Origin of the sequence: Herbaspirillum sp. C9C3 (genome assembly GCF_013359625.1) — a bacterium.
Classification (GTDB): domain Bacteria; phylum Pseudomonadota; class Gammaproteobacteria; order Burkholderiales; family Burkholderiaceae_D; genus Herbaspirillum.
Genome location: NZ_JABFMQ010000028.1, coordinates 40,379 through 53,613 on the forward strand (window position 1 = coordinate 40,379; position 13,235 = coordinate 53,613).

Consider the following 13,235-nt stretch of genomic DNA (forward strand, 5'->3'; position numbering starts at 1 on the left):
TTGAATATCGCTTCAACGTCTCAGGAGAAACTGACATGGCCGGCTTATCACAAACGCAGAACAAGGAAATCGACCTCTCCACCTACAGTGTTCCCGCCACTGCGCGCATGGGCAAACTCTCGCTGACGATGGCCTGGTGGGCCGTCTGTAGCGCCATCTTCTACATCGTCGTGGGAGCTTCGCTGGCGCTGACCTATGGCGCCCGCAACGCTCTGATCGGCATGGTGCTCTCGGTCATCAGCTACGGGCTCATCAATGCCTGCATCAGCCGCTATGCCATGCGCACCGGCCTGTCGGTGGCCTTGTTTTCGCGCATCCTGTTCGGACGGCTGGGCGCCTCGCTGGCCACGCTGATCTTCTTTTCCACCGCGATCTATTACGCCGTCTTCGAGGGCTCGGTGATCGCGGTGGCCCTGCATCATCTCTATCCGTCGCTGCTCTATCCGGTGGCCGCGCTCATCGTGGTGCTCTACAGCGTGCCGCTGGTCTTCGGCAGCGTGCAGCACTGGCTGGACAAGTTCAACGGCGTGCTGCTGCCGTTCTACCTGCTGGGCCTGCTGATGGCGCTGGTGCTGGCGGTGAGCCAGTACGGCTACCAGCCGCAGTGGCTGGACTTCGGCCCGGCCGCACCGCCGGCCGATGGCTGGTGGAGCTGCTTCACGTACTACATGGGCGTGTGGGTACTGATGATGTTCACCTTCGACTATGCCCGCTTCGGCAAGCCGGGAGATGCGACGTATCACGGCCGCTTCAATTTCGGCATGCCCTTCTACCTGGTCACCATCCTGCTCAATGGCGCAGCCGGCATCTACCTGGCCAGCAGCATTCCGCAAGATGGTCCGCTGTCTGAAGTGTCGGTGGTGATGGCCATTCTCAAGCTCATGGGATTCTGGGGATTGCTCTTCGTCTGGGTCACGCAGACGCGCATCAACACCGCCAACTACTATCTCGCCACGGTCAACATGCAGGCCTTCTTCGGCAACCTGCTGGGCCTGCACGCGTCGCGCCTGGTATGGGCGGTGGTGGTGGGTATCGTGGTGTATGCGCTGATGCTGGCCGACGTGTTTTCCTATCTGCTCAAGGCGCTGGCCTATCAGGGTGTGTTCGTGGTGGCATGGGTCGGGGTGGCACTGGCGCACATTCTCACCGCGGGCGACCATGGCACCGCTACCGATGGCGCAGCGGGTATCAACCGAGTCGGGCTGGGTGCCTGGTTCTGCGGTGTCGTGCTGGGTTTCGTGCTGATGGAGATGGCGGGCTTCTGGCTGTCACTGTCGGCGCCGCTGACCTTCGTGGCGTCGATGGGAGTGTATGCCTTGTTGCAACAGCGGGGCAGAGCAGACAAGACCTTGCAGACTGCCGACTGATCTGATGCAACCGACTTGCCAGGGCGCCATGGGGCGCCCGTTTTTCATGTGCGGTCTCGCATGACTGCGGCCTACCGGAAAGCAAAAACTTTCGAGATCCGCAACGCATTATCGCCAACTTTCCCGAATTGCCCCATGGTCCGTCTTATCTCGCCAAAGCGATCTTGCTAGCCTCGGTCGCTTTGACAAGGATCAGGAGTTCGGCATGGCAATCATCGGTTTCATCGTCATGGGCGACCGCACCTCGCACGGCGGGCTAGGGCCTGTTCACATTCAATCTGTGAGTGCGAGAGGTCGCCAAGCGCGTGGCGACCATCATCAGCAGTCGCTTCCCGACGATCATGGATAACGGCCAGCCGGTAGTCTATGACCAGGACGTCACCGACTGCGGCGCAATCCTCTACTCGCGGCACAACAATCACGCTGGCTGGGGCTCGCCAGACGACGACAGAAGCACCAACGCGCCACCGGAACAACACGTTCCCCGCCAGGCACCGCGCTTCCAGGAGCACTTCGTCCTGCGCAGCAACACCACTGGAGAATTGCTGGCAGGCGTTCCCTATCTGATCAAAACAGGTGATGGCCGGATAGTGGAAGGCGAGACCGATGCCGAAGGCCGCACCGATGTGGTCTGGACTGATTCGCCCCTGCCGCTGCAAGTGATTGCGCGTCCCAAACCGATGGGCGGCGCTGATCCCTACCATGTGCAGGATCAGCGTTGCGAGGATCTCTGATGGGAGAAGGTATCTCGCCATCCTCGCGCCCGGTGGGGCGATCAGGAACACACGAGGGGCCGAGAGGCCGCGTGCTGACGCTCGACAATCCCATGGATCGTAGCTATCTGTGTGCGGTGATGTGCATGTGCAATCAGGGGACCAAGCTCAGGGATAGCCTCGGGCGCGATCTGAAGCAGCGCTGCACCACCGCCAGCATCTGGAATGACGAAGAGCGCAACCAGCTGGTCTGGCGCTACAAGGCCGAAGTCGGCTACAGCATGGCCAGCAATCCTCCCGCTCCACTCATGAGCCGGGATCAGCCAAACCGTCCCAGCCGGTTTCCGCTTGGACGGGCCATGGCCGATGGGCTGCTCAAATGGCAGTTGGATGGCAAGCCGCAGAAGGGGCTGTTGAGGATTCCGGACTGCATCATTCTTGCGACTACAGGCGAAGAGTTGGCCGCCATGCAGGCCTCGGGGAAGATTGATTGGAAGCGGTTGATGCCGGTGCAGGCGAATATTGAAGCGGTGGTAGAGATCAAGTTTGAAGGCGATACACTGGGCAGAGAACAAATGAACGACTATCAAAGGATCGCAGGGGACCCGGATAGGTTTCGCTTGCTCACGATCACAGAGTGCGATTGCCAACGAGATACATCTGCGCCTGTCCAAGATCCCGTTCGCGCGCCGGTCACCACACCAATGGAACAGGAACGCAAGGCAAAAGATCACTGGTATAGCCGGACACCACCTCTCCCCGCTCCCATACCACCCCCACAACCGGTCAAGCCGCGCTACGGCCCCGTCGCATCGCAAGACGAAGGTATGCCGCTTGCCGACTATCTCAAAGGTGCCGCAGTGGTCGGCGGCACGATTCTGGTGGGTGCCATTGCCATTGCTGCCCTTCCTCTTGAAGCCGCCGGCGCTGCCGCTGCGGCGTTGGTCGTACTGGTAGCCGGTACAAGAACGGCCAATGCGAATCAAAAAGACGAAAAGGAGAAACACTGATGAAACATGCGTTGGAGAAAATTGAAGCCCTGCTTCCGGATTTTCAATATGTGGATGATGACCGGATCATCACAAGCGTCGGCCTGACCGCCTCTCTTTATTTCTGGGGCGGCCATACACCGGAGAAACGCCAAGCAATCATTGAATTGTTCGAGGCGTACGAAGAAGCCTACGGGAGCGAATTGAAGTGGAGTTGCGATCCCGAGAGCTGGCAGACCAGAAAACTTGCCGACAAAAAGTTTCCCAAGCTACGTGACTATGCCGCCAAACTCGATGAAGATGACTGCATCGAGTGGTACCTTTCTTCCGGGGAGCATCGCGAGCAAGCCACGGAATATGCGATCTTCTGCCTGACCGAACGAGGCTGGCACAAGGGCCGCATATCAGAACTTTACTTCCAGCTGCCACGCAGTCATGCTTTCGATCTCCATCATCGAAAGACACTTGACAGCTTGCTCTTGCGCGGGATCGAAACGCTCAATCCCTTCCATGGCCGAGTGGGACTGGCCGCCGTCCTGCCCGAGCAAACTATTCCCTACGAGCCGGAAGCTTTTGATCTGGCGACACGCTACCGCACGCTCTACATTCCCGGTGCCGGTGACTTCATGCGTGCGCCCTTTGGCCCGAAGAGCGTCGACTGGATCACGATCGTAGGTGATGTCCTGGCCGAGCGTTGCGGTGGGATCAACGCCTATGCGGATCATTGTCGCCAGCTTGGCATCACCTCCATTCGTCACGGAAATTCACTGGTACTGCGCGCAGGAGAGACGCCGGAAATCGGACCAGTCGACGATGCAATATCGGAGGCCTATGCCAGAGTCAATGCAGCACTGCGCCCCTTGCGTGACGGAGCCTACAATTCCATGGGCAGCGCATCCAATTGGGGCGAGCTACGCTTCAATCGTTTCACCTCTGATCTTTGGATTCGCCGCTTTGATCAAAGCGATGCGTGGCCGCCTGTCTTCCCCCTTGATCCAGCGTCCCTGCTTGCAGGGAGCACTCCAAAAAAGAAAATCAGATTGAAAACAGGCCAGCCCAGCCCCTGCCATGGCCGCTTCTACCGCCCCGGCACAGAAAAATTCGGCGTGATCCTGATGCCCGGCGACATCGCCCCCTACTGGCTGAACCTGGGACCGCATGGCGAATTCCTCGAACGCGAGGCCATCACCTGGGAACTGCTCGCTGAACTCTGACTATCAATGAGGGAACCCCTTGTTGCTGCGAAACGCGAAGTGGCAACATCACCAGCGCGCCATCACGCTGGAAAGAAAACATGAAATGAGATCGCTCATGAACGTACCGGTTGCCTGATTGACCCGCGCTCAATGCCGCGCCACCCCCAAATAACTCTCAACAATCTTCCTGTCCGCCGCCAACACCCCCGCCGGTCCCTCGCAGACCATCTCCCCCATCTCCAGCACATACCCGTAATCGGCCACCTGCAAGGCCGCCCGCGCATTCTGCTCGACCAACAAGGTGGCCACGCCGGTGCTGCGCAACTGGCTGATGATGGACAGGATTTCCTTGGTGATCAATGGTGCCAGCCCCAGGCTGGGTTCATCCAGCATCAGCACCTGCGGCTTGGCCATCAAGGCGCGCCCCACCGCCAGCATCTGGCGCTCGCCACCGGAGAGCGTGCCGGCCGCCTGCTTGCGCCGCTCCTTCAAGCGCGGAAACAAGGCATAGACAAATTCCTGCTGATCCAGATATCCCGACTCCCCATTGCGCCGCCGCTTGTACGCCCCCAGCAGCAGATTGTCTTCCACGGTCATGGACGTAAACAATTCACGCTTTTCCGGCACCAGCGACAGGCCACGTGCGACGCGCTCTTCCACTTCCATCTGGCTTACGTCCTCGCCCTGGAAGGCAATCCGCCCACTGGCAGCGGCCCCGCCGGGCAAGGCGCCCATCATGGCATTGAGCAGGGTCGACTTGCCCGCGCCATTGGGGCCGATGACGGTGACGATCTGTCCGGCCCGCAGCGTCAGCGCCGCCCCGGTCAGCGCCGGCACCTTGCCATAACGCGCCGAGAGTGCACTGACTTCCAGCAACACCGGCGCGGTCGTAGCGCGCACCTCCGGTGCCACGCTGGCGGGGTTCATCATGGTCGCTGCAGTCATCATTGGGCTCCTCCGAGATAAGCTTCCAGCACCGCCGGGTGCACCTGGATCTGCGCCGGCGTGCCCTCGGCAATCTTGGTGCCGAATTCCATGACCACGATGTGGTCGGTCAACTGCATCACGAAGTCCATGTCGTGCTCCACCAGCAGCACCGCCATGCCCTCGCCACGCAGCTTGTCCAGCAAGGCGGCCAGCGCTTGCTTCTCCTTGAGCCGCAAACCGGCCGCTGGTTCATCGAGCAACAGCAACGCCGGATCACAGCACAGCGCACGGGCAATCTCCAGGATGCGCTGCTGGCCCAGCGCCAGGCTGCCCGCAGGCCGGTCGATCAGTTCACCCAGACCCACGCGTTCCAGCTGACGTCGCGCCTCGCTCAGAATGCGCGCCTCCTCCTTGCGATTGGCCCGCGCCAGACTGGCCAGGATGCCGCGCTGGGGTGCGAACTGGCCACGGCGAAAGGCTCCCATGGCAGCGTTCTCGAGCACGCTCATGCCCGGCACCAGCCGCACATGCTGGAAGGTGCGCGCAATGCCTCGGCTGGAAATCTCGCGCGAGGACAATCCCGCCAGCGACTGTCCGCGATAATTGAGTTTGCCACTGGTGATCGAGAGCACACCGGTGACCAGATTGAAGGTGGTCGACTTGCCCGCACCGTTCGGTCCGATCAGGCCAACGATTTCTCCGGCCTTCACCGAGAAGCTCACATCATTGACCGCCACCAGTCCACCGAACTGCTTGCGCGCGGCCTCCACCTCCAGGATCACGTCACCCCGCCCCGGCTTGGGAATCTGCGCCAGCGGCGCGGCGTCGGCCGGCAACCGGTGCGGCAGGCGACGCCCGAAGCGCGCCTGCAGACGCGGCCACAAGCCCTCATTGGCGAACTGCAGGAAGATCACCAGTGCGATGCCGAAGACGATGGCTTCGAAATTTCCGCCTGTGCCCAACACACCCGGCAACCACTCCTGCAGGAAGTTGCTCAACACTGCCAGCAGCCCCGCACCAAGAATGGCCCCCCACACATGGCCGGCCCCGCCGACCACGACCATGAGCAGATAGTCGATGCCGTATTTCAAGCCAAAGGGCGTGGGATTGACCGCCTGTTGCAGATGCGCGTAGAGCCATCCGGAAATGCCTGCCAGCACCGCCGCATAGACGAAGATGACAATCTTCAGCCGCGCCGTATCCACCCCCATTGCTTCCGGCATCACGGTACCGAACTTGAGCGCCCGCACCGCCCGGCCCGCGCGTGAATCGAGAAAGTTGACCACCGACACCAGCGCCAGGATCAGCACCACCCAGATCAGCAGATACATCGATGCGCCGTTGCCGAAGGTGAACTGGCCCACGGCAATGGGCGGGATGCCGTTGATGCCGTCATGCTTGCCCAGCATCTCCAGGTTGCCGAACAGGTAGTACAGCGACAGGCCCCAGGCAATCGTCGACAGAGGCAGGTAATGCCCTGAGATGCGCATGGTGAGCATGCCGATCAGGAAGGCCGACAGCGCGGTCAGGCCGATGCCGGCCAGCAGCCCGATCCAGGGCGAGAGTCCGAACTGTGTGGTGAGATAGGCCGTGGTGTAGGCACCGATGCCGACGAAGGCCGCCTGTCCGAACGAGATCAGCCCGGCCACGCCAGTGAGCAAGACCAGTCCCAGTGCAACGATGGCATACAGGCCGACGTAGGACATCAGCGTCACCCAGAAGGGTGGCAGGCCCAGTAGCGGCAACACCAGCACGATGGCGAAGAACAGCGCCGGCCACGCGGCGCGATGCGATGTGAATGCGGTCATGACGGGGTCCTCAGGCTTCTTCGTCGATGTGGTGGCTGGTCAGCGAACGCCACAGCAGGATGGGGATGATGACCGTGAAGACGATCAGCTCCTTGAAGGCACTGGCCCAGAAGGACGAAAAACTCTCGATCAGTCCGACCGATACCGAGCCCAGCGCCGCAATCGGATAACTCGCCAGCCCGCCGAAGATGGCGCCGACAAAGCCCTTGAGCGCGATGATGAAACCGGACTCGTAGTTGACGATGGTAAAGGGCGCAATCAGGATGCCACACAGCGCCCCGATGCCCGCCGACATCGCAAAGGACAAGCGGCCCGCCTGGTTGATGCCCACCCCCACCAGTCGCGCACCGAGACGATTGACGGCGGTGGCGCGCAGGGCCTTGCCGGTCAAGGTGCGTTCGAAGAAGACGTAGATCACGGCGATCAGCGCGGCCACCGTCACCAGCACGATCACGCTCTGGCCGGAGACCGGGCTGTCCCCCAGACTGAACTGCATCTCGGTGAAGGGTCGGGTGTTGGTCCCCTCGGGACCGAACATCAGCAAGCCCAGACCGACCATGGCCAGGTGCACGCCCAGCGAGACGATCAGCAAGACCAGCACGCTGGAATGCGCCAGCGGCTGGTAGGCCACGCGATAGATCATCGGTCCCATCGGCACCACGATCAGGAGCGTGAGCAGGATCTGCCAAGGCATGGCCAGCGCCTGCATATCCAGGTAATGCGTGATGCCGCAGAGCACCAGCGGCAGTCCGATCTGGGTGGCCAGCAGCAGTGGCAGGCGGCGCAGCAAGCGACTACGCGTGGCCGCCAGGCGCAACGCGGTGCCAGCCTCGACCGCCAGCGTCACCGTCCCCAGCGCCAGCAGCAGCAATGCGGTACCGGGGGCCTGGCCGTTCTGGATGGCGGCCAGCGTCAAGGCGCCGAAGGCGACGAACTCGCCCTGCGGCAGGAAAATTACCCGTGTCACTGAAAACACCAGCACCAGCGCCAGCGACAGCAGCGCATAGATGGCGCCGGTCGTGATGCCGTCCTGGATCAGCACGGTCAGAATGCTCGAATCCACTTGTCTCCTCCTGTTGTGGCCGGCCGCCGCAGATCGGGCTGCGACTGGCCGGAGTGGCCCGGTTCTTGTCAGAGATGAACCTTTGGGGCTGCTATCTTGTGTGTGGCGCGGATTACCGGACAGGACATGAAGCTTTTTGCAAAAAACCGGGAGGCTCAGGCCGCCGGTCTCTTGGCTACCAGGGTCAGAATGTCGTAGGACGCCACCAGTTCACCTTCCTGGTTGCTCACCTCCACATCCCAGGCCACCACGCCCTGGCCCTGACCATTGGCGTCCTTCTTGTTGCGGTCGATCTTGCGCTTGCAGGTCAGGCGCGCCGAGAGGGTGTCGCCGATGCCCACCGGTTTGACGAAGCGCAGCGTGTCCAGCCCGTAGTTGGCCAGCACCGGACCGGGTGCCGGCGAGACAAACAGCCCGGCCGCCGCCGACAGCACGAAGTAACCATGCGCAATGCGTTTGCCGAAGGGCGACTGGCGTGCCGCGACGTCGTCAAAGTGCATGTAGAAATGGTCGCCCGAAAGGCAGCCGAAATTGACGATGTCGGCTTCGGTGACGGTGCGGCGATGGGTGGTGAGCGAATCGCCGATCTGCAGATCTTCGAAGTAGTGGCGGAAGGGGTGAATGCCCGACTCGCGCACCTGCGCACCACGCACGTGTTCGCCGGCGACGGCCGCCAGCATGGTGGGCGAACCCTGTACGGCACTGCGTTGCAGGTAGTGCTTCACGGCGCGCGAACCACCCAGTTCCTCGCCGCCTCCGGCGCGTCCGGGACCGCCATGCTTGAGCTGCGGCAAGGGCGAACCGTGGCCGGTGGATTCCGGTGCAGCTTCGCGATCGAGGATCAGCAGGCGACCGTGCCACGCTGCCGCCACCGGGATGGCCCGTGCCGCCACGGCAGGACTGCGCGTGACCAGGCTGGCCACCAGACTGCCGCGTCCGCGTGCGGCCAGCGCCAGGGCTTCGTCCAGATCGTCATAGGACATGAGCGTACTGACCGGACCGAAGGCTTCCACTTCATGCACCGGGCTGCCTGCGGAGGTATCGCGCGCCAGCAGCAGGGTCGGGGCGAAGAACGCACCCTCGCGCACGCCCTCGCCTTGCGGCTGGAAGTGGCTGCCGGCGCCCAGGATCACTTCTGCACTTTGTTTGAGCAAGGCCACGCGCTCTTCCACATCGCGCTGTTGCGCATGCGAAGCGAGCGGCCCCATGCGCACCGACTCCAGCGCGGGGTCACCGATCACGGTTTTCGACAGGCGCGCGGCGAGTTTTTCCGAAATTGCACCCAAGTGCTGGCGCGGCACGATGGCACGGCGGATCGCGGTGCATTTCTGGCCGGCCTTGGTGGTCATCTCGCGCGCCACTTCCTTGACGAAGAGATCGAATTCTTCATCGTCGACGTTGACGTCGGGACCGAGGATGGCGCAGTTCAGCGAATCGGCTTCGGCATTGAAGGGGATGGAGTTGGCAATCAGATTGGGATGGGCGCGCAGCCGGGCCGCCGTGTCGGCCGAGCCGGTGAAGGTCACCACATCCTGCGCCTGCAGGCGATCGAGCAGATCACCGGTGCTGCCGATGACCAGTTGCAGGCTGCCTTCGGGCAGCAGGCCCGACTGCTGGATCAGGCGCACGGCTGCTTCGGCCAGATAGCTGGTGGCGGTGGCCGGCTTGACGATGCAGGGCATGCCGGCCAGGAAGGTCGGGGCGAATTTTTCCAGCATGCCCCAGACCGGGAAGTTGAAGGCATTGATGTGTACCGCCACGCCGCCGCGCGGCACCAGGATGTGGGTACCGGCAAAGCGTCCCTGCTTGCCCAGCGACATGGCCGGGCCTTCATGGACCAGGTTGGAGGACGGGAATTCATTGGTGCCGATGCTGGCATAGGTAAACAGCGTGCCGCTGCCGCCTTCGATGTCGATCCAGCTGTCGGTGCGGGTGGCGCCGGTGTGGGCCGAGATGGCGTACAGGGTTTCCTTGTGCTCGACCAGATACTTGGCCAGCGCCTTGAGGATCGCCGCACGTTGCTGGAAGTCCAGGCGCATCAGCGCAGGCAGGCCCTGACGGCGGGCATGGTCCAGCGCTTCGCCGAAATCGATGGATTCCTGATGGGTACTGGCCACGGGCTGGCCATTGACCGCGCTGTGCAGCGCCTGGGACGGGCTTTGGCCGAACCAGCGACCGGCGATGAAACTCTGTAGCAAAGGGGGACGGGTGGTCATCGAAGACTCCTGTGAGCGGGTAGGACGACACGCTGCGGACGAGGACGCACCCGCAGCGTGTTGGAAAATGGGATCAGGCCGGGGCCACGCCGATCAGGGCTGATACTGCCAGGCGCCATCCACGATCTTGACCATCACCGAAGCACGCTGGTCCAGCCCCAGATGATCGGTGGCGGTCATGTTGTAGACGCCATGCACGCCGGTGACTTCCTTGGTGGCTTCCAGTGCATCACGCAGGGCCGCTCGGAATTCCGGCGTGCCCGGCTTGGCGCGCTTCAGGGCCACCGGAATGGCCGACTGCAGCAGCACGCCGGCATCCCAGGCATAGCCGCCGAAGAGCGAGACACTGTGCTTGCCGTGTTCCGCTTCGTATTTCGCGGTGTAGTCCAGGGCCACCTTGCGGATGGGGTTGGAGGCCGGCAGTTGCGCCGCCACCAGCACCGGGCCGGCCGGCAGCAGAGTGCCGTCGAGCATCTTGCCGCCCACGCGCAGGAAGTCGGCATTGGCCACGCCGTGCGTCTGGTAGATCTGGCCCTTGAAGCCACGCTCCTTCAACGCACGTTGCGGCACCACCGCCGGTGTGCCCGAAGCGGCGATGAGGATGGCATCCGGCTTGGCCGCCACCAGCTTCAGGGCTTGCGCGGTGGCCGAGGTATCGTTGGGCGCGAAGCGCTCATTGGCCACCAGCTCGAGCTTCTTGAGACCGGCCGCTTTCTTGAATTCCTCGTACCAGCCTTCGCCATAGGCGTTGGAATAACCGATGAAGGCGATGCGCTGATAGCCGCGCGCCACCATGTCACGGGCAATCGCCAGCGACATCATGATGTCGTTCTGCGGGGTCTTGAAGACCCACTTCTTCTTGGCATCCATGGGCTCGACGATGCGCGCGGCGGCAGCCAGGGAGATCATCGGGGTCTGCGCTTCGGCGGCGACTTCGATCATCGAGATCGAGTTCGGGCTCACCGATGAACCGATGATCACGTCCACATTGTTTTCGGAGACGAAGCGGCGCGCGTTCTTGACCGCCTGCGTGGTATCGGAGGCATCGTCGAGGACGATGTAGTTGATCTTCTGCCCGCCCATCGTGGTGGGCAGCAGTGCGATGGTGTTCTTTTCGGGAATGCCCAGCGAGGCAGCCGGGCCGGTGGTCGATACGGTGACGCCGACGTTGATGTCAGCATGTGCGGCGAGGGCGCAGCCGGCCAGGGCCAGCGCCAGCAAAGGGCGAGCAAACTGCATGGAGGTCTCCTTGATGATTTTGTCATTGTGGTGCTGCGTGCCTGCAATGACGCTACCGATCAAGGGCTCACGTCATCGTTTCTTCTTTCCGGCGCCGTCCAGGCTCACGGCGCCGATTCCGCCAAACAACAGATCCGACACGACCACGGCCATGCGCTCATGGGTCAGTTCACCATCCGGTTTCAACCACATGAACATCCAGTTGATCATGCCGAACAACAGCATGGCCAGCGGCTTGGCCATGCGGCTACGGTCCAGTTCCGGGCGCACCGCGCACATGGCGTCGGCCACCGCCTTGACCACCTTGCGCTCGCCGTTGAGGATGCGCTTCTGGTCACCCGGCTCCAGGAAACGCACGTCCTCGGTCAGCACCCGATGCTCGTTCTGCGCATCGCGGTATTCCTCCACGAAGCGCTGGATCAGCAGGCGCAGTCGTGGTTCCGGCAACAGATCCTGCTGCGCGACTTCCTCCACCAGCGCACACAGGCGATCGATGTGGTCCTCGCAGATGTGCATGAGCAACTGGTGCTTGTCGGCAAAGTAGTGATACAGCGATGCCTTGGACAGCCCGCACGCCAGCGCCACCTCATTCATCGATGTGCCCACGAAACCATTGCGCGCGAACAAGGCAGCCGCCTGTTCGATGATGGTCTCGCGCTGGTTGTCGTATCCCGCTGCTCGCTTGCGTGCCATAAATGCGTCCTCGTCGATATTTCCGCAAAGTCATGATTGTGCCGTAAATCAAAACTCTTACGAAACATCTATCGGAGACATCCCGCTCTGCAAGCCTCCCTGCCCTGTCCGAAACCCGATACCTCCCGAAGCGGTCAGAAAAAATCTTTAAAACATTATTGACCAACCGGTCGGTCGAAATTATTATTCCTCAAAAAACAGCGCCAGGCAAATGGTTTTTTCCAGCGTTTCAACAAGGAAAGCCAGGCAATCGCCACAGCGCTGCCACCACAAGGAGCCGCTGCGCCCGAGGCGACACGCTGGCAAAGGAGACGCTGTGCCCTGTTACTCGATCGAAGGCGTGATCCCGGTGGTCGATCCGACCGCCTATGTGCATCCGACGGCGGTGCTGATCGGCGACGTCATCGTCGGCCCGGACTGCTATGTCGGTCCGGCCGCCTGTCTGCGCGGCGACTTCGGCCGCATCGTGCTCAAGCGTGGGGCCAACGTGCAGGACACCTGCGTGGTCCACGGCTTCCCCGGGCATGACACGGTAGTGGGCGAGAACGGCCACATCGGTCACGGCGCGGTGCTGCACAGCTGCACCGTCGAGCGCGACGCGCTGGTCGGCATGAATGCCGTGGTGATGGATGACGCGGTGGTGGGAGAACAGGCCATCGTGGCGGCCAGCGCCTTCGTACGCGCCGGCATGCAGATTGCCCGGCGTACGCTGGTGGCCGGCCTGCCGGCCAAGGTGGTACGCGCATTGACGGATGAAGAGATGGCCTGGAAACAGGCCGGTACCGAGACCTATCACGACCTCACCAGGCGCAGTCTGAAGAGCCTGCGGGAGGTCAGCCCCTTGCAGCACATCGAAGAGAACCGGCCGAGCCTGGCCGCCCCCTTCGTCGAGCCGCTGATCGCGACCAGGCGGGCCTAGGGCCTGTTCACATTCAATCTGTGAGATGCGTTGCCCCCAGAAGGCGTGGTGGCAACCCTCCGGGAGAGGCCGCCAAGCGTCGCCTGCCGTTGTTGCAGCTCCTTG

General features: G+C 62.3%; 11 protein-coding genes. 5 read left to right on the forward strand and 6 right to left on the reverse strand.

Translation table 11 applies throughout. The annotated features are described in order from the left end of the window. Nucleotides 1-35: 35 nt before the first annotated feature. The 4 genes from HNO82_RS19575 (at nt 36) to HNO82_RS19590 (ending at nt 4,283) form a co-directional block, all read left to right on the forward strand. Nucleotides 36-1,367 (forward strand): purine-cytosine permease family protein, encoded by a 1,332-nt coding sequence (locus tag HNO82_RS19575; RefSeq protein WP_175344817.1) that lies wholly within the window; start codon nt 36-38, stop codon nt 1,365-1,367. 284 nt (nt 1,368-1,651) lie between these two features. Continuing rightward, a complete protein-coding gene (locus HNO82_RS19580) occupies nt 1,652-2,101 on the forward strand; it encodes a hypothetical protein (RefSeq protein WP_175344818.1) in 450 nt (149 codons plus the stop codon). 71 nt (nt 2,102-2,172) lie between these two features. Continuing rightward, the gene (locus HNO82_RS19585; RefSeq protein ID WP_175344819.1) at nt 2,173-3,090 is read left to right on the forward strand and encodes a VRR-NUC domain-containing protein; all 918 of its coding nucleotides are present in this window, start codon (nt 2,173-2,175) and stop codon (nt 3,088-3,090) included. After that, on the forward strand, nt 3,090-4,283 hold the full coding sequence (locus HNO82_RS19590) for a type VI immunity family protein (protein WP_175344820.1): 1,194 nt from the start codon (nt 3,090-3,092) through the stop codon (nt 4,281-4,283). Before HNO82_RS19585 ends, HNO82_RS19590 begins: the two co-directional genes overlap by 1 nt. Nucleotides 4,284-4,412: 129 nt before the next feature. Here the strand turns inward: HNO82_RS19590 and HNO82_RS19595 are convergent, their stop codons facing one another. The 6 genes from HNO82_RS19595 to HNO82_RS19620 form a co-directional block, all read right to left on the reverse strand. Continuing rightward, nucleotides 4,413-5,210, reverse strand: a complete 798-nt coding sequence (locus tag HNO82_RS19595) for an ABC transporter ATP-binding protein (protein WP_502709281.1) — start codon at nt 5,208-5,210, stop codon at nt 4,413-4,415. Next, nucleotides 5,210-7,000 (reverse strand): branched-chain amino acid ABC transporter ATP-binding protein/permease, encoded by a 1,791-nt coding sequence (locus HNO82_RS19600; RefSeq protein WP_008332561.1) that lies wholly within the window; start codon nt 6,998-7,000, stop codon nt 5,210-5,212. Before HNO82_RS19600 ends, HNO82_RS19595 begins: the two co-directional genes overlap by 1 nt. A gap of 10 nt (nt 7,001-7,010) precedes the next feature. Then, the gene (locus HNO82_RS19605; protein WP_175344821.1) at nt 7,011-8,063 is read right to left on the reverse strand and encodes a branched-chain amino acid ABC transporter permease; all 1,053 of its coding nucleotides are present in this window, start codon (nt 8,061-8,063) and stop codon (nt 7,011-7,013) included. A gap of 155 nt (nt 8,064-8,218) precedes the next feature. After that, the gene (paaZ, locus tag HNO82_RS19610) at nt 8,219-10,279 is read right to left on the reverse strand and encodes a phenylacetic acid degradation bifunctional protein PaaZ (RefSeq protein ID WP_175344822.1); all 2,061 of its coding nucleotides are present in this window, start codon (nt 10,277-10,279) and stop codon (nt 8,219-8,221) included. A 93-nt stretch (nt 10,280-10,372) separates the two neighbouring features. Beyond that, complete coding sequence (locus HNO82_RS19615) at nt 10,373-11,518, reverse strand: ABC transporter substrate-binding protein (protein ID WP_008332568.1); 1,146 nt, start codon at nt 11,516-11,518, stop codon at nt 10,373-10,375. A gap of 72 nt (nt 11,519-11,590) precedes the next feature. Continuing rightward, the gene (locus tag HNO82_RS19620) at nt 11,591-12,211 is read right to left on the reverse strand and encodes a TetR/AcrR family transcriptional regulator (RefSeq protein ID WP_008332569.1); all 621 of its coding nucleotides are present in this window, start codon (nt 12,209-12,211) and stop codon (nt 11,591-11,593) included. Nucleotides 12,212-12,527: 316 nt separating this feature from the next. Between HNO82_RS19620 and HNO82_RS19625 the strand changes: the two genes are divergently transcribed. After that, nucleotides 12,528-13,130: a phenylacetic acid degradation protein PaaY gene (locus tag HNO82_RS19625; protein ID WP_175344823.1), complete on the forward strand. Its 603-nt coding sequence runs from the start codon at nt 12,528-12,530 to the stop codon at nt 13,128-13,130. The last annotated feature ends 105 nt before the right edge of the window (nt 13,131-13,235 follow it).

Excerpts from the sequence above, each read along its gene's own strand:
- HNO82_RS19575 (WP_175344817.1), top strand. The coding sequence starts at position 36 with ATGGCCGGCTTATCACAAACGCAGAACAAGGAAATCGACCTCTCCACC.
- HNO82_RS19590 (WP_175344820.1), top strand. The coding sequence starts at position 3,090 with ATGAAACATGCGTTGGAGAAAATTGAAGCCCTGCTTCCGGATTTTCAA.
- HNO82_RS19595 (WP_502709281.1), bottom strand. The coding sequence starts at position 5,210 with ATGACTGCAGCGACCATGATGAACCCCGCCAGCGTGGCACCGGAGGTG.
- HNO82_RS19600 (WP_008332561.1), bottom strand. The coding sequence starts at position 7,000 with ATGACCGCATTCACATCGCATCGCGCCGCGTGGCCGGCGCTGTTCTTC.
- paaZ (WP_175344822.1), bottom strand. The coding sequence starts at position 10,279 with ATGACCACCCGTCCCCCTTTGCTACAGAGTTTCATCGCCGGTCGCTGG.
- HNO82_RS19615 (WP_008332568.1), bottom strand. The coding sequence starts at position 11,518 with ATGCAGTTTGCTCGCCCTTTGCTGGCGCTGGCCCTGGCCGGCTGCGCC.
- HNO82_RS19620 (WP_008332569.1), bottom strand. The coding sequence starts at position 12,211 with ATGGCACGCAAGCGAGCAGCGGGATACGACAACCAGCGCGAGACCATC.